This is a genomic window from Polyangium mundeleinium (genome assembly GCF_028369105.1).
In the GTDB taxonomy this organism is placed as follows: domain Bacteria; phylum Myxococcota_A; class Polyangia; order Polyangiales; family Polyangiaceae; genus Polyangium; species Polyangium mundeleinium.
Genome location: NZ_JAQNDO010000001.1, coordinates 3,097,903 through 3,113,444, shown reverse-complemented (window position 1 = coordinate 3,113,444; position 15,542 = coordinate 3,097,903). Strand labels below are relative to the sequence as shown.

At 69.8% G+C, this 15,542-nt stretch carries 12 protein-coding genes and 2 tRNA genes; 8 read left to right on the top strand and 6 right to left on the bottom strand.

Features of this window, described 5'->3' with window-relative positions; all coding sequences use genetic code 11:
- Positions 1-24 precede the first annotated feature (24 nt).
- Positions 25-1,713 (bottom strand): chaperonin GroEL, encoded by a 1,689-nt coding sequence (groL, locus tag POL67_RS12605; RefSeq protein WP_271917529.1) that lies wholly within the window; start codon positions 1,711-1,713, stop codon positions 25-27.
- A 42-nt stretch (positions 1,714-1,755) separates the two neighbouring features.
- Positions 1,756-2,061 (bottom strand): co-chaperone GroES, encoded by a 306-nt coding sequence (groES, locus tag POL67_RS12600; RefSeq protein ID WP_271917528.1) that lies wholly within the window; start codon positions 2,059-2,061, stop codon positions 1,756-1,758.
- 443 nt (positions 2,062-2,504) lie between these two features.
- Between groES and POL67_RS12595 the strand changes: the two genes are divergently transcribed.
- From POL67_RS12595 to POL67_RS12585, 3 genes are all read left to right on the top strand, one after another.
- Positions 2,505-2,575, top strand: a tRNA-Gln gene (locus POL67_RS12595).
- A gap of 42 nt (positions 2,576-2,617) precedes the next feature.
- Positions 2,618-2,692, top strand: a tRNA-Glu gene (locus tag POL67_RS12590).
- Between the two features lie 157 nt (positions 2,693-2,849).
- Positions 2,850-3,788: an alcohol dehydrogenase catalytic domain-containing protein gene (locus tag POL67_RS12585; protein WP_271917527.1), complete on the top strand. Its 939-nt coding sequence runs from the start codon at positions 2,850-2,852 to the stop codon at positions 3,786-3,788.
- A 1-nt stretch (position 3,789) separates the two neighbouring features.
- Here the strand turns inward: POL67_RS12585 and POL67_RS12580 are convergent, their stop codons facing one another.
- Both POL67_RS12580 and POL67_RS12575 read right to left on the bottom strand, forming a co-directional pair.
- Entirely contained in the window at positions 3,790-5,076 is a 1,287-nt protein-coding gene (locus POL67_RS12580) for a metallophosphoesterase (RefSeq protein ID WP_271917526.1), read from the bottom strand.
- 84 nt (positions 5,077-5,160) lie between these two features.
- The gene (locus POL67_RS12575) at positions 5,161-7,026 is read right to left on the bottom strand and encodes a bifunctional serine/threonine-protein kinase/formylglycine-generating enzyme family protein (RefSeq protein WP_271917525.1); all 1,866 of its coding nucleotides are present in this window, start codon (positions 7,024-7,026) and stop codon (positions 5,161-5,163) included.
- A gap of 81 nt (positions 7,027-7,107) precedes the next feature.
- On the opposite strand from POL67_RS12575, the gene POL67_RS12570 reads away from it, so the two are divergent.
- Positions 7,108-7,962, top strand: a complete 855-nt coding sequence (locus POL67_RS12570) for an alpha/beta fold hydrolase (protein ID WP_271917524.1) — start codon at positions 7,108-7,110, stop codon at positions 7,960-7,962.
- 43 nt (positions 7,963-8,005) lie between these two features.
- Here the strand turns inward: POL67_RS12570 and POL67_RS12565 are convergent, their stop codons facing one another.
- A complete protein-coding gene (locus POL67_RS12565) occupies positions 8,006-9,610 on the bottom strand; it encodes a hypothetical protein (RefSeq protein WP_271917523.1) in 1,605 nt (534 codons plus the stop codon).
- A gap of 445 nt (positions 9,611-10,055) precedes the next feature.
- Here POL67_RS12565 and POL67_RS12560 point away from each other — a divergent pair, with 445 nt between their 5' ends.
- The 3 genes from POL67_RS12560 to POL67_RS12550 all read left to right on the top strand — a co-directional run bounded on the left by POL67_RS12560 (position 10,056) and on the right by POL67_RS12550 (position 13,865).
- Positions 10,056-10,742 carry a hypothetical protein gene (locus POL67_RS12560; RefSeq protein WP_271917522.1) on the top strand — a complete coding sequence of 229 codons (687 nt, stop codon included), beginning with the start codon at positions 10,056-10,058 and terminating at the stop codon, positions 10,740-10,742.
- The gene (locus tag POL67_RS12555) at positions 10,729-11,988 is read left to right on the top strand and encodes a hypothetical protein (protein ID WP_271917521.1); all 1,260 of its coding nucleotides are present in this window, start codon (positions 10,729-10,731) and stop codon (positions 11,986-11,988) included. Before POL67_RS12560 ends, POL67_RS12555 begins: the two co-directional genes overlap by 14 nt.
- A gap of 215 nt (positions 11,989-12,203) precedes the next feature.
- Positions 12,204-13,865 (top strand): PAS domain S-box protein, encoded by a 1,662-nt coding sequence (locus POL67_RS12550; RefSeq protein ID WP_271917520.1) that lies wholly within the window; start codon positions 12,204-12,206, stop codon positions 13,863-13,865.
- On the opposite strand, the gene POL67_RS12545 is transcribed toward POL67_RS12550, so the two are convergent.
- A complete protein-coding gene (locus tag POL67_RS12545) occupies positions 13,852-14,265 on the bottom strand; it encodes a PilZ domain-containing protein (RefSeq protein WP_271917519.1) in 414 nt (137 codons plus the stop codon). The two genes, POL67_RS12550 and POL67_RS12545, sit on opposite strands and share 14 nt — an antisense overlap.
- Positions 14,266-14,367: 102 nt before the next feature.
- On the opposite strand from POL67_RS12545, the gene POL67_RS12540 reads away from it, so the two are divergent.
- Positions 14,368-15,540 carry a Kelch repeat-containing protein gene (locus POL67_RS12540; protein ID WP_271917518.1) on the top strand — a complete coding sequence of 391 codons (1,173 nt, stop codon included), beginning with the start codon at positions 14,368-14,370 and terminating at the stop codon, positions 15,538-15,540.
- Positions 15,541-15,542: the final 2 nt, after the last annotated feature.

Below are 15,542 nucleotides of genomic sequence, written 5' to 3'. Positions count from 1 at the left end.
CTCACGTGTGGGCTCGCGGGGCGATCAGCCCATGTCGAAATCGCCCATGCCGCCCATGCCGCCCATGCCGCCCATTCCACCCATGCCACCCATGCCGCCCATGCCGCCGCCGCCGCCAGCCGCGGCCGCCGCTTCCTTCTTGGGCTTCTCGGCGACGAGCGCCTCGGTGGTGAGCATCAGGGCCGCCACGCTCGACGCGTTGGCGAGCGCGTGGTGCACGACCTTGGCCGGGTCGATGACGCCGGCGGCGAAGAGGTCCTCGTAGGTGTCGGTCGCGGCGTTGTAGCCAAACGAGCCTTGCCCCGTGCGGACCTTCTCGACGACGACGCTGCCGTCGATGCCGGCGTTCGTGGCGATCTGCCGGATCGGCGCCTCGGCGGACTTGCGCACGATGCGCACGCCCACGTCGCGCTCGTCGCCGAACTTGAGCGTGTCGAGCACGGACGCCGCGCGGAGCAGCGCGACGCCGCCGCCGACGACGATGCCCTCCTCGACGGCCGCGCGCGTGGCGTGCAGCGCGTCCTCGACGCGGGCCTTCTTCTCCTTCATCTCGACCTCGGTCGCCGCGCCGACGCGCACCACGGCCACGCCACCGGCGAGCTTCGCGAGGCGCTCCTGGAGCTTCTCGCGATCGTAGTCGCTCGACGTGTCGCCGATCTGCTTGCGGATCGACTCGACGCGGGCCTTGATCGCGGCCTTGTCGCCGGCGCCGTCGACGATGACGGTGTTGTCCTTGTCGATCTCGACGCGGCGGGCCGTGCCGAGGTCGCGCAGCGTGGCGGTGTCGAGCTTCTGGCCGAGGTCCTCCATGAAGGCCGTCGCGCCCGTCAGGGTCGCGATGTCCTTCAGCATCTCCTTGCGGCGATCGCCGAAGCCGGGGGCCTTCACGGCGGCGACCTTGAGCGTGCCGCGCAGCTTGTTCACGACGAGCGTCGCGAGCGCCTCGCCCTCGATGTCCTCGGCGATGATGAGGATCTCGCGGCCGTTCTTCACGACCTGCTCGAGCACCGGGAGGAGATCGGCCATCGCCGAGATCTTCTTCTCGTTCACGAGGATGAGGGGGTTGTTGAGGACCGTCTTCATCTTCTCGGGATCGGTCACGAAGTACGGCGAGAGGTAGCCGCGGTCGAACTGCATGCCCTCGACCGTGTCGAGCTCGGTCGACATGCGCTTGTTCTCTTCGACCGTGATCACGCCCTCCTTGCCGACCTTCTCCATCGCCTCGGCGAGGATGTTCCCGATCTCCTTGTCGCCGTTGGCGCTGATCGTGGCGACCTGGGCGATCTGGCCCTTGTCCTTGGTCGGGACGGCTTGCTTCTTCAGCTCGCCGAGGATGGCGCTGACGGCGGCGTCGATGCCGCGCTTCAGGTCCATCGGGTTGTGACCGGCTTCGACGAGGCGGAGGCCCTCGTTGTAGATGGCCTGGGCGAGGACGGTCGCGGTGGTCGTGCCGTCGCCAGCCTTGTCGCTCGTCTTCGAGGCGACCTCACGGACCATCTGCGCGCCCATGTTCTCGAGCTTCGAGTGCAGCTCGACTTCCTTGGCCACGGTGACGCCGTCCTTCGTGACGACCGGCGAACCCCAGCTCTTCTCGATGACGACGTTCCGGCCCTTCGGCCCGAGGGTCACCTTCACGGCCTCGGCGAGCGTGTTGACGCCCCGGAGGATCGCGGCGCGCGCGCTACGGCTGTAAATGATCTGCTTGGCGGACATGGATCTTCTTCCCTTTGGGGTTGGTGAGGAGAGGGCGGGCGTTCAGCTCGCGGCGCCTTCGCCGCCGGTGATCGCGAGCAGGTCGTCCTCGCGCAGGAGCACGAAGTCCTCGCCGTCGATCTTCACCTCGTTGCCGGCGTACTTGCCGAAGAGGACGACGTCGCCGACCTTGATGTCGAGCGGCCGGAGCTTGCCGTCGCGGAGGAGCTTGCCGTTGCCCACGGCCACCACGCGCCCCTCGATGGGCTTCTCCTTGGCCGAATCCGGGATGATGATCCCACCCTTCGTCTGGGTCTCGCTCTCGAGACGCTTGACCACGATGCGGTCGTGCAGCGGCCTGATCTTCATGATGGCTTCCTCTATCGTCTGTTTGCGGGCCCCGGCGGGCCGACTCCCCCCGGCCGTGGCTCTTGGCCACGGAGGGTGTCGAGCACCAACGCCGCTGGCACTCGGCTATGCCGGTGGCTAAAACCGGCCCGGAAAATAGATCCCCCCTTTCCACCGTCAAGCCCACCCTGGGCCGGTTGGTCGTTTTTCCGGAGGGCGGCGTACGTCCCCGGAGCGCCCCGAACGCCCTCGTCCGTGGTGCGAGGAGGACAGCGGAAGGACGAACCCGGCCAAGACGGACGGAATATCCAAACAATCTCAAGCTGTTCCGAACGAACGACAAGAAGTGCTTGACAGGCCCGACGGTTCGGCTAAGTTGCGCGGCCCGTGGGCGACGGAGCGATTGCTCCGGTGCTCCACCGGTCCCTTGGCTTTGGCTCGCAAGGCTTGGGGACGCCGATCCTTGGGGGATCGTCTAATGGCAGGACGACGGTTTCTGGCACCGTCTATCAAGGTTCGAATCCTTGTCCCCCAGCCCGAAGTCGGCTAAGAAGTGTCGCCGACGGATTTGAAAACTGGTCCCATCGTCTAGCGGTTAGGACGCCGGCCTCTCACGTCGGTAACGCGGGTTCAATTCCCGCTGGGATCGCCAGGTAAAGCAGAAACAGCGAACAACGGCACCTTCGGGTGCCGTTTTCGTTTTGTGCCTTTGTTTCCGGACCGCGAGCGCCTCCGGCCCGGCCGGCGCGTCGCGTGTCGCGTAAGAAGGCCAGGTTGCGCACGCCGTCCTCATTTGAGAGAGAGGACGCATGAAGGCGCTCCAGTGCACAGAAAAAGGCGTCGTCCTCAGCGACGTCCCCGATCCCGCGCCCGCGCCGGGCGAGGTCGTCGTCAAGGTCCTGTCGACCGGGATCTGCAATACCGATCAGGAGCTCGCCCGCGGATACATGGGCTTTCGCGGCGTGCTCGGCCACGAGGTCCTCGGCCTGCACGCCGGCAAGCGTGTCGTCATGGAGATCAATTGCGCCTGCGGGAGCTGCGCGACCTGCCGTGCAGGCGGGCGCAACCATTGCCCCACGCGCACCGTGCTGGGAATCCTCGGCCGCGACGGCGGGATCGCCGAATTCGTACGGATCCCCGAGGAGAACCTGCATGTCTTGCCGGATTCGATCCCCGACGAGAGCGCAGCTTTCATCGAGCCGCTCGCCGCCGCGCTGCATGCCTTCGACGAGGCCGCGCCCCGGCCAGGAGATCGCGTTTGCCTGCTCGGCGATGGCAAGCTCGGCCTGCTCACCGGGCTCGCGCTCGCGGCGCGGCGCGGGGATCTCGGCCGCGCTGTCGCCGTCGGCCGGCACCGGGACAAACTCGCGCTCCTCGAAGCCGCCGGGCTCGACGTCGCGCTCGAATCCGGTTTTTCCGAGTCGGGGTTCGACCTCGTCGTCGAGGCGACCGGCCAGCCTGTGGGGCTCGCCCGCGCGCTCGCCATCGTGAAGCCGCGCGGCACGATCATCCTCAAGAGCACATATGCAGGCGTCGCGAACATCGACCTCGCGCCCGCCGTCATCAACGAGAACAGGATCATCGGCTCGCGCTGCGGCGATTTTCAGCGCGCCATCGACGTGCTCGCCCGCGGCGTCGTCGACCCGCGTCCGCTCCTTTCAGCGCGTTATCCGCTCGCGGACGCCGCGCGCGCGTTCGCACGCGCTGCCGAGCCGGGCGTCTTGAAGGTGCTCGTCCTGCCGTCTTGATTCAGGCCGACACGAGCACGACGCGCGTCACCTCCGGCGGCGCGCCGACCCGCGCCGGCGGCCCCGCCGTGCCGAACCCGCGGTTCACCCACAGCCGCGATCCATTCCGCTCGTAAAGCCCTGCGACATACCCGTACGGGAGCACGAGCTTGCCCGGCTGCAATGCGCCGAGGTTCACCTGCCCGCCGTGCGTGTGCCCCGAGAGCTGCAAGGCCACCTGTCCCGCGGCCTCCGGGAAAAACACTGGATTGTGGCAAAGCAAGACCCGCGGCAGGTCCTTCGGGACCCGCGCGAGCGCGGCGTCGAGGTTCGGCCCGTTCCCCGGCGAGAGCCGCCGCGCCCACACGTCCTCCACGCCGAGCAGCGAAAACCCGTCTTTCTCGTCGCCGATCACAAAACCGTCATTGCGCAGGACCCGCGCCCCGGCCGCCTTCAAGGCCGCCACGACCTCGTCGATCCCCGCATACCAGTCGTGGTTGCCCGGAATGGCCACGACGCCGTCCCGCGCGAGCGGCGCGATGTTCCGCACGAAGCGCCCGAGCATCTCCGCGTATTTTGCGTCGTTGTCGAGGAGATCACCGGTGAGCACGATCCGATCGGGCCGCGCCTTGCGCACGAGCTCCTCGGCCGCGCGCATCTCGGCATCGCCGACGAACGTGCCGAAATGAATGTCCGAGAGCTGGACGAGCGTATATCCGTCGAGGCGCTTCGACAGCCCCGGGATCCGGACGGGCACCTCCTCGATCACGTAATCGTGCCGGCCGAAGACCGCCCCATAAAATGAGCTGCCCGAGCCCACGAGCAGCGCCGACCCCGTCACCGCCTGCGTGAGGAAGTCACGGCGCGTGGGCAGGGCGGGCGTTGCCTCAGCCTCGGCTTTCGCGGGCTCCAGGGCAGGCGGCTCCACGGGCGCGGGCGCGGGTGCTGCGGGCTCGGTCGCGAGGGCGAGCACCGGTTCGGGCGCATGCGCGGGCGTAGGCTTCGCGCGGGACGCGAGCCACTTGAAAGGCAGGGCCCCGAGCTTCGCGAGATCCACGAGCAGGAGCAGGCCCGTGCTGATGAGGAGCGCGAGCAGGAGCGTGAACGCGACCTCGCCGAGCGGGCGCAGGCCGAGGGCGCGCGCGAGGATCATCGCCACCACGGACCCGAGCACCACGACGAGGCCGGCGCGCTCGGCCCGCACGGAGAGCCCGAACGCCTGCTTCACGCGGCGGCCCATGTAAAAACTCGCCGCGAAAAGGACAAGCGAGATGACGACGAAAAAGAACGCGATCCGCGGAATTCCCATGGGATGCCGTGCCCTCGGTCGCGGAGCGTAGCGCACGCCCGGCGCCCGCGGGAGGGGGCCGCCCGAAGAGATCCGGCTCGGTGCTCAGCGAGCCGATCGCACGCAACGAAAGCCGCCACCCGCGAAGCGATAATGCGGCTCGAACCGGGTGCGCGAATACGTCTTCAGCGATTGTGCGCCGAAGAGCCAGGAGCCGCCACGCATGACGTAGAGCGGGTGCGGCGGCCGCGCCGTGTTTTTCGGATTGCGCGAGGGGCCGTCCGTGTAAAACGCCGGATCGTCGACGTCCTCGCACCACTCCCATACATTGCCGGCCATGTCGAGGACGCCGTACGGCGACTGGCCCTCGGGGTAGGAGCCGACGGGCGACGTGCCGCGGTGTTTTCCACCGTAATGGGCCCGCGAGGGCGTCGGCTCGGCCTTGCCCCAGGGATACCGACGGCCGTCCGTGCCACGCGCGGCCTTTTCCCACTCGGCCTCCGTGGGCAAACGCTTGCCGGCCCACGAGGCAAACGCGCACGCGTCGTCCCACGAGACGTTCACCACGGGGTGCTCCTCGAGCCCCCGAGGCACGGCGCCTCGCGCCCAATGCGCGAGGAATCGACCGCCGCTCTCGTCGACCGGCTTGTATCCGGTGACCTGGACGAAGAGCGCAAATTGCCGATTCGTGACGGGCGCGCGGTCGATGTAATACGCATCGAGAAAAACCTCGCGGCGATCCGGGCCCATGAGAAACGACCCCGCCGGCACGAGCACGGACTCGGCGCCGTCGGTGTCGCGTAGGACCGTGGCGAGCGGCGGAATGGAGGTGCTGGTCGGGCGCACGGCGACGGGTCCCGGCGTGGGTTCGTCGATGGCGGCGAGCAGGCGCTCGCGGAACGCCGCGCAGGTCTGCGGTCGCTCGGAGGCGTTTTTCGCGAGCGCGGAGAGGATGAGGTCTTCGAGCAGGGTCGGGATCTCGGCGCGGTGGCGCGAGGGCGGCGGGGGCTCGGCCTGGACGTGCGACATCATGAGCGCGAAATGGTTGTCCTCGGGGAAGGGCGGCCGGCCCGCCGCGAGCTCGTAGAGCGAGACGCCGAGCGAGTAGATGTCCGAGCGATGATCGGCCGTCTTGTCGCCCTTGACCTGCTCCGGCGACATGTACCGGCAGGTGCCGAGCAGCGCGCCGCTCACGGTGTACGTCGTGCCTTCGAGGATCCGCGCGATGCCGAAATCGACGACCTTGGGGACGAGCTCGCCCGCAGGCCCGCGCATGACGAGCACGTTGTCGGGCTTGAGGTCGCGATGGACGATGCCCTGCCGGTGCGCCGCGTCCATCGCGTCGAGCACGGCGGTGAAGATCTCGCGGATTTCGACGAAGGGCATGCGGCCGCGCCATTTCACGAGGTGATGCGCGAGCGTTTGCCCCTCGACGTGTTCCATCACGATGCCGAGCAGGTGGTCGTGCTCGATGAGGTCGAAGACCGAGACGACGTGCGGATGCGAGAACGTGCGGAGGACGCGGGCCTCGCGGATGAAGCGGCGCCGGATCTCGGCGTCGCCCGCGAGGTTCGAGTGCAGGCACTTGATCGCGACCGTGCGGCCGCGCGCGCCGTCGTGCGCGCGGTAGACGACGCCCATGCCGCCCTCGCCGAGCACGCCCTGCACGGCGTACACGCCCGAGAGCACGGTGCCCGACGGGATGCGCATGGGCGGCAAGCGGCTGTTCGGCTGGGCCGACGCAGGCGTCGGCTCTGGCTGGACGTTGGGGGCTCCGCTCGGACGAGCCGAGCTGTGCCCCCAAGCCCCCTGTTCGACGGGTGTCGTCGGCGCGAGCGCGCTCGGCACCTTCATGAAGAGGACCGTGGGATCGGACGCGGCCGCGACAGGAGCGCCGCAATCGGCACAAAAACGCGCCTTCTCGCCGATCACGGCGCCGCAACGCCGGCAGGAGGGCTCGCCCGAGGCCATGGGGGCGGCAGAGCTTCGCAGATCGTCGGGGCACGAGGCAAGACATCGTCGCGCCCGAACCCTGCGTGGTAAAAAGCGACCATGGTTCTTCTGTCCGTCCTCGATCACGTGACGCGTGCGATGCTCGTGCGCCGCGGCGTCGAGAGCCGCTTCCTCGAAACGCCCGTCGGGCGCGTGCACGTGTACGACGCGCGTGGCCAGGGAACGGCCCCGCCGGTCGTGTTCCTGCACGGCATCGCCGCGTCCTCCGCGGTGTTCGCGCCGACCCTCGCGAGGCTCCGGAAAAAGAGCCGTCGCGTGCTCGCCGTCGACGCGCCGGGGCACGGCCTGTCGGGCGCGCCCTTGGTCACGCTCGGGCCCGAGCGCCTGTTCGAGGCCCTGTCGTACGTGCTCGATCACGAGATCGACGCGCCATCCGTCGTCGTCGGCAACTCGCTCGGCGGCGCGATGGCACTCCGGTACGCGCTGCGGAGCCCCGAGCGCGTCGCGGGCCTCGCGCTCACGTCGCCGGGCGGCGCGCCGGTCGAGGATCCCGAGGAGCGCGAGCGCTTCCTGCGCGGGTTCGTCCTTTCGAACGTGCGCGACGCCCGCGACTTCCTCGGGCGATTGAACCACGCCGTGCCGTGGTACGGGCCGCTCGTCGCGCCGGATCTCGTGCGTATCTTCAAGAACCCGTCCGTGCGATCGATCCTCGACGGGCTCGAACCGAAACACTTCTTCTCGCCGGGCGAGCTCGCGTCGCTCTCCATGCCGATCCACGTGATCTGGGGCCAATCGGACCGCGTGATCCCGTCGTGCTGCCTCGGCTTTTTCAAGGAAAACCTGCCGCCGCACACGGTCTTCCTGGAGCCGGAGGGCATCGGGCACTCGCCGCACACCGAGGACCCGAAGGCGTTCGCGGACTTCGTGCTCCGCGCACTCGAGCGCGCCTCGTGAGCCGCCGCCGCGGCCAGGCGCGCTCGCGTGAGACGGGCGCGCTTCAGGGCGCGCCGGGGTCGATCTTCGCGAAGACCTCGTCGCGCGGCCGCGCGCGGTAAAACAGGCTGCGCTTCGGCGCCTCGGCCATGATGCCCTCCCAGGTGCGGCGGCGCGGGCGCTTCATCTGATCGGCGAGGCCAAACGGAAACCCCGTCACGGGGTCGGCGCGCTCGACGAAGATCGCATGCTGGTGGATGTGCTTGTCGCGCTTCTCGCCCTGGATGGAGATGATGTCGCCCGGACGAACCTCGTCCGCGAAATCGTGTAGCTCCGCGAAGAAACGCGACCGCTCGCCGAAGGGGATCCGTTCCTCGCCGCGGAAGCGGCGGACCTCGAAGAGCTCGGGCTTCGCCTCGGCGAACTCGCCGAACGAGATGACGCCGCGGCGGTTCTTGATGCCGGATTCGTCGAAATCGAACCGTCCCACGGCGCGGCCGGGTTTGTCGCCGCGGGCGCGGTACCAGGTGCCCGCGGCGCGCTCGTAGGTATCGAGGACGAAATCGACGCATACCTCGGGCGGGCGTGGGCGGCCGGAGGAATCGAAGACCGCGTACCGTTTTTCCTCGAACGAAAAACTCTCGCGGCCCTGGAGATAGGCCGTCATCCATTGCGGCCGGAGCGTGCCGTCACGAAAATGGTCGGGCTCGGCGTCGGGGCGATCGAAGGGGAGCGCCTCGTCGACGGCGCGGCTCACGGCTTCACGGATCGCCTGCATCGCGCGGCGTTTTTGCGCGGTCTTGTCCTGGAAGGCGCGGACGGCTTCGCGCGCGGGGGGATCCTCGGCGAGGCAATCGAACGAGAGGCGCGCGCCGTCCGCGCGGAGGAGCGCCGCGGCCCACGTCTCGCCAAAGCGGAGATCGGCGACGATCGCGGATTCCGTCGTGTGGCGGAGGCGCGCGCGCTCGAAGCCGATCTCATCGGCAAGGGCGGCGAGATCGCGGTGGAGCGGCCGTTCGAGCTCGGCCTCCGTGACGGCGACCCGATCACCGAAGAGCAGATCGGCGGGTTTGCCCGCGGCGTCCTGATAACGAACCTCGCGGCGGACCTCCACGCGATCGAGGGCACGCATCTCGTGGCCTCGGAGGAGGTGGATACGGGGTTCGTCGAAGAGGTCGGTCAGGGTGATTTGCGTGACGAGGGCGAGGGCGTCCTGCGGGTCGGATGCATACGCGTATCCCTCGCGGAGGACGAGGGCGCGGAGGGCGCGCGGATCGCCGCGGTGCCGCTTGCGCAAGCCACCGATGCGGCCGCCCGGGCGCTCCTTGGCAAACAGGCGGGCCGAGGGGACGAGGCGTGCGTCGAGGGCGTCCTCGGGCGTGGGCGCGGGCTCGCGGGCGAAGATGAGGGGTTCGCCGCGGGCGCGCCCGAGGATTTCGATCCGGGCAGCGTCGAAGGCGGGCGCGCCGGGGGCCGCGGGAGAAGCGAGCACCTCCGCGACGCGGCGGCGGCAGGCGTTTGCCTCGTCCTCGACGTTCGGGGCGGCCGGCGCGGGCGCGGAGGAGGTGGGCGCTGCCGTGCTGGCGAGCGCGGGCGCGGGGAGCGGGCCTCGGTCGCAGGCGAGGCCGAGGAGCGGAAGGACGAGGGTCGGGAGGAGTGCCCAGCGCATGGGGACCGATGGACGAACGAGGGGGCCCAGGGAATTCCCACGATCGGGGCGCGGCGTCCATCCGGCGTTGCCCCCGCGAGCGGCCGGGCGAGCGTCGTGCCCCTGGATCGGACCGATAATGTCCGTCTCGCGTGAATACGACGACGCAGTGCGCCGTGGCGCCGTGGCAGGGGGTTATGGACATTGTCAGTCCCATCGCCGGACATTCCTCTCGACAACCCCGAACGCCTCGGATCCCGCATGAAACAAGGGCTTCCGGCTTTTTTCCAGGAATTCGGTTCGCGGACGGAGAATGTCCGATCGCGGGATCGATTCCATTGCGGCGAACCCGGAGATTGCGTATGCATGGGTTCACGGCTCGCGGGACATGAGCCGGCGCTCGGGGAGGTCCGCTCGCGCAGGAAGCGCGGCGAGGGCCCTCTTTTGTGCGGAGGTGCGTCCGAACGTGGGCGCGCCCTCTCATTTCGAGCGAACGACGAACGACTCGAACCATTCCTCGGACCTGGCCATGCAAGGAATCGACGTCTTCCTGGATACTTACGTGCGAATTGACGAGGGGACGGCCGTGCTCCTCTGCTCGCATCGCTCCTCGGTGCGCACGGCAGCCTGGATCTACACCGCGCTCTGGACGCGCGGCACGGGCCCCGAGACGTATTGCTTCGAAGAGGATGACGAGGCCGGCGATGAGGCGGTGACCGCGGCGATCCAGGCGCTCCGCGCGCGGCCGGGCATCCGGCGCGTGGCCGTCATCGTATGCGAGACGGGCGGGCCGTCTCTGCAAAATGCGCTCTCCCGCGCGCAGGGGGACAAGCCCGAGCGGACGCCGATTTTCCGCATCTCGGGCCGCGGGACGGGGATCTTCGAGACGGGATTCGCCGCGGCCGAGGACGAGGCCGAACACGAGGGCCTCGGGCTCACGCCGAGCGACATCGACGATCTGCTCGCGCAGTGCGACACGGAAATGGGCGACCTCGACGATCGCGATATCGAGGAGGTCGCCGCGATGGCCCTGGAAGAGGATATCGACGCGCTGAGCGACGAGGAGCTCGCCGCGCTCGCCGAGCTCGAGGACAGCGAGCTTCTGGAGCTCGCGACGGCCTGGGGCGAGGAGGGTTTCCGTGTCCTTGCTTGAAGAGGTGCCCGTGCGACGAAATGCATTGCAATCGGCGAGCGGCCCCGCGTCGCGGCGGCGCGTGGACGGGCGGTTCATCACGGACGAGCCGCTCGCGCCCTACGACCGTCACGTGCGGCGCGAGCTCGCGAGCTGGTCGGCCGAGGCGCTGCAAAGGCTGGAAACGGCGCCCGAAGACCCGATGGAGCGCGCCGCGGCGCTCGCCCGCGCGCACCAGGACGCGGCGCTCATCGCGAGTTACCTGGGCCGCCCGAACGAGGCGCGGCTCATTTGCCACGCGGGGCTCGATTGCGTGGCGGAGCAGGCGGAGACGTCGGGCGACACGTCCGTCCTGCTCCTCGGCTTCGGCCCGCTCGTGGAGCTGTCGCGGCTCGACGCGCGGCTCGGGCGGACCGACGAGGCGCTCGGCGTGCTGGAGCGTTTGTCGGGGCTCTTGCGAGGCCAGGGGCTCGTGTTCGGGGCGCTGACGATCTCCCCCGCGACCTGGGCCCGCATCGGGCCGGGCGAAGGCGGCGCCGAGGGCGCGCTCGCGTCGATGGTGGCGATCGAGACGCTCCGGACGCTGCTCGGCTCGGGTCGTCACGAAGCCGCGCTGGAGATCGCGCGGAGCCAGGCGCCGGCGCCGGCCGATCCGGTGCTCGAAGCGATGCGGCGCGAGGCCTATCTGGTCTCGCTCTGCCGGCTCGATCGCGGCGAGCAAGCGCTGCTCGTGGCGGCGCTCTGGGCCGCGGAGGCGCACCCGATCCGGCGGCCGATCTTCGAGATCCGCCACGCCGAGGCGCTCGCCGCGTTCGGCGACCCGGTGCGGGCGCACGCGATCACGGAGGAGTGCGTGCGACGCGTGGAGTCGCGCCTCGCGGCCGGGCCCGCGACCCTGTTCGATCTGGCGATCGCAGCGCGCGTGTCGCGGCTGCTCGCGACGCTCGGAGATCCGCTCGCCGCCGAGCTCTGCCGAACGACGCTGCCCGCGGCGACGTCGCTCGGCGACGTGCCCCTCACGGCGGAGCTCGCGCTCCGGATCCTCGCCACGGATCGCCGCCCGGAAGAGCGCGCCGAGGCGCTCGAAGCGCTGCGCGCGATCGCGACGGGCAGCGGATACCGGATCCCCGCCGTGGAGCGAGCGGTCGAGGCCGAGGACGGCCCGCTGCTCGCGCGATCCTTGAAGGAGCGCGCGCCGAGTTATCCGCGGCTGTTCGAACGCTTGCTCGGCTTCCCGCCCGACGCGCTCGATCGTTCCTCGAAATGAAGCGCTAGGGCCTCGCACACGAGGCAGGGCGTACCGACGACGACCTCTTGGCTCGCGCGTCCTTCTTCCCCATTCTTTGGGTGTACCGGAAATGCGCGCTCGCGGCGCGGAGGCGGCGCCTCCAATGCCGTCGACGGGCGCGCGGGCGTCGTGCGAGGATGCGACCCCAAACAGGCGCGATCCGCGCTGGCTCATCTAAGGACACGAAGCGGGCGATGGAGCATCGGGACGAGGTGGAGGCGTTGCGCGCCGAGGTGAGCGCGCTCCGAGCAGAGCTCGCGGAGGCCCGCGCGGAGCGGGACCGAGAGAGATGGCTCGCCGCGGGCTACCACGAGCTTTTCCACGGCGTTCCGACCGCCATGAGCCTGACCGACGGCGCGGGGCGCTTCGTGGACATCAACGAGGCCTTCGTCGCCCTGCTCGGCTACACGCTCGACGATCTGCGCGGCCGCTCCCCGGACGAGATCTCCCACCCGGATGATCTGCCGGTCGAGCGGACGCTCTTCGCCTCGCTCACGCGCGGAACGCGGCCCTTCGTGGAGTTCGAGAAGCGGTACCGCCGCAAGGACGGGACCTGGATGTGGGCGCGCCTGTTCATGGGCGTGGTACGGAACGAGCAAGGCGAGATCATCGCGTCCTACGGGTCGTTGAAGGACGCGGAAGAGGAGTTCAGCACGACGGTGACGTCGGTGCGCGCGGTCGAGGCGCGCAACCGCGCGCTGCTCGACGCGGTGCCCGATCTGCTGTTCGTGATGGGCCGCGACACACGGTTCCTCGACTGCAAACCCGCGCGGGACGTGCCGCTGCTCGTCTCGCCGGCGCAGTTCCTCGGGCGGCGCCTCGTCGACGTGTTCGGCACCGACTGGTCGCGACGGCAAGCCGACATCATTCGCGACGTCGCCGAGGACGGCGAGCCGAGGATGGACGGGTATTCCGTCGAGACGCCCGACGGCCCCATGCATTTCGAGGCCATGTTCTCGCGGTCGAGCACGGGCGAGGTCGTCGTCGCGATTCGGGACATCACGAAGCGCGTGCAGGCCGAAGCCGAGCGGGATCGGCTCGCGCGCGAGGTGAGCGCGCAGGTGAACGAGCTCCGGCGCTGGAAAGCGCTCGCCGATCGCGCGCCCGACGGGATCTCGATCGTCGGCCTCGACGGGGAGCTGACGTACGCAAACGCGGCGTTCGAGGACATGCTCGGTCGGCGTCCGCTCGTCGGGACGAACGTGTCGCGCCTGCTCGCGACGGCCACGGAGGCCCGGACCATCGACACGGCGCTCCGGGCCGAAGGCCAGTACCGCGGCGATCTCGTGCTCCTGCGCGGTGATCGGACACAGATCGCCACGCAAGGCGTGCTGTTCGTCATGACGAACGAGGACGGGACGCCCGCGTCGTTCGGCAGCATCATGCGGGATCGGACCGAGGAGCGGCGCGCGGAAGAGGAGCGGCTGCTCCTGCGCGAGCAGCTCATCGAGGCACAGCAAAAGCTCATCGAGGAGCTGGAGACGCCGATCCTGCCCGTGGCGCCCGGCGTGCTCGTGATGCCGCTCGTGGGGCGGGTGGACGCGGCGCGCGCCGAGCGGCTGCTCGGATCGGTGCTCGCGGGGACCACGGCGCACGGGGCGCGCGTGGTGATCCTCGACATCACGGGCGTGCCGGTGGTCGACGCGGAGGTGGCCGAGGGCCTCGTGCGGGCCGCGCGCGCGGTGCGGTTGCTCGGCGCCGAGACGCTCCTCACGGGCGTCGGCGCCCTCGTGGCGCGGGAGCTCGTCGCCCACGCCGAGGAGATCGCGGTGCTCCGGCCTTGCAGCACGCTCGAACGCGCGGTCTCGATCGCGCTCGGGATGTCGCGGCGCGGCAGCGGTCCTAAAGCAAGCTGATCATGTCGACGGTCGCGGCGTAATCGACACGCGGCGCGCGCGACGACAAGACCGTGGGATACGCGCAGAGCGCCTCTTCGAGGGCATGGCGCGTCGCGCCCGGCGGGAGCTCGAACGCGATGCCGACGCCGCGGCTGCCCTCGTGTGCGGCAAGCTCGTCGGCGATCCGCGCGACCTTGCCGCGGGCGTCGATCCACTGCTCCCGCCCGGGGATCCGCAGCGAGATCAGGACGTCGTCGCCCACGGCGGCGGGCGCGTCCGCGACGAGGAGCATCCCGCAGGTGGACAGGTCGACACCCCGAGCGCCGAGCATGGTGAAATCGTCCTCGCGCACGACTTGACACTCGACGGTCACGGCATGGCGCGGGACGCGGCGCTCGTTGACAAGCAACATCTCCATCAGTGGCCTCCTCGCGCGGAGCCTACCGAGCCTCCCCAACGCGGCCAAGAAAGCGCCTTTCCCACGTCCCCGGAGCGCGCCGCGTTGGGATACGCTCGGGCCATGTCCCCGCGTACCTTTCTCCTCGCGCTCCTGCCTCTCGCCAGCCTCGCCTGCGGTGATCCCACCTCGAACGAGCCGCCGAACCAAGACGGGCCGCCGAAGGAGATCGTCTGGAACGCGCTGCCCACAGACAGCGCGCCCGCGCCCCGATACGCGCATTCGGCCGTGTGGACGGGCTCGAAGATGATCGTGTGGGGCGGCGATCTCGGGGGAAACCCGGCCGCGACGAACACGGGCGGCATCTACGATCCGGCCACGCGCACGTGGACAAGCATGAGCACGGCGGGCGCGCCGGCCGCGCGGTTCTCGCACACCGCGGTATGGACGGGCTCGAAGATGATCGTGTGGGGAGGCTTCGGCGCCGCGGATCTCGAAGCCGCGGGCGGAATCTACGATCCGGCGACGGACACGTGGACGCCGATGAGCACGATGGGACAACCCCCGCCGCGCTTCGCGCATACGGCGGTGTGGACGGGCTCGAAGATGATCGTGTGGGGCGGCGCGAGCGGGGCGAGCGTGCTCGGCTCGGGCGGCATCTACGATCCGGAGACCGACACGTGGACGAGCACGAACGGAGCGGGGGCCCCGAAGGCGCGCCGGTATCACGGGGCCGCGTGGTCCGGGAAGCAGATGGTGGTTTGGGGCGGGACCGACGCCTTTGATTGGCTCAACGACGGTTTGTGGTTCGATCCCACGGGCACACCGCAGGGCGTGTGGATCCGCCCGACGGGAGCGAGCAACGTGCCGGAGCGGCGTGAGCGCCATACGCTGGTCGCCACGGGTCCGTTGTTCCTCGTGTGGGGCGGATGGAACGGCGGCGTCAACTTGAACACGGGCGGCCAGCTCGACGCGGAGTCGAACGAATGGACGCCGACGACGATCAAGGGCGCTCCGGGCATCCGCGCCGATCACGCCAGCGTGTGGGCCGGCAATCACCTCGTCGTGTGGGGCGGTTGTCGGGAAACACCGTGCATGCCGAACAACATCGAAGGAGACGGGGGGCAATACGTGCCGGGCAGGGACGGCGGCACGTGGTACCCGATCGCGGCGCAGCCGAACCTGTCGGCGCGGTACGGGGCGACGATCGTGTACACGAAGAGCGCGGTGATCGCGTGGGGCGGGCGAACGGATCCGTCGACGCGGACGAATACGGGCGCCGAAGCGCCGCTTTAGTC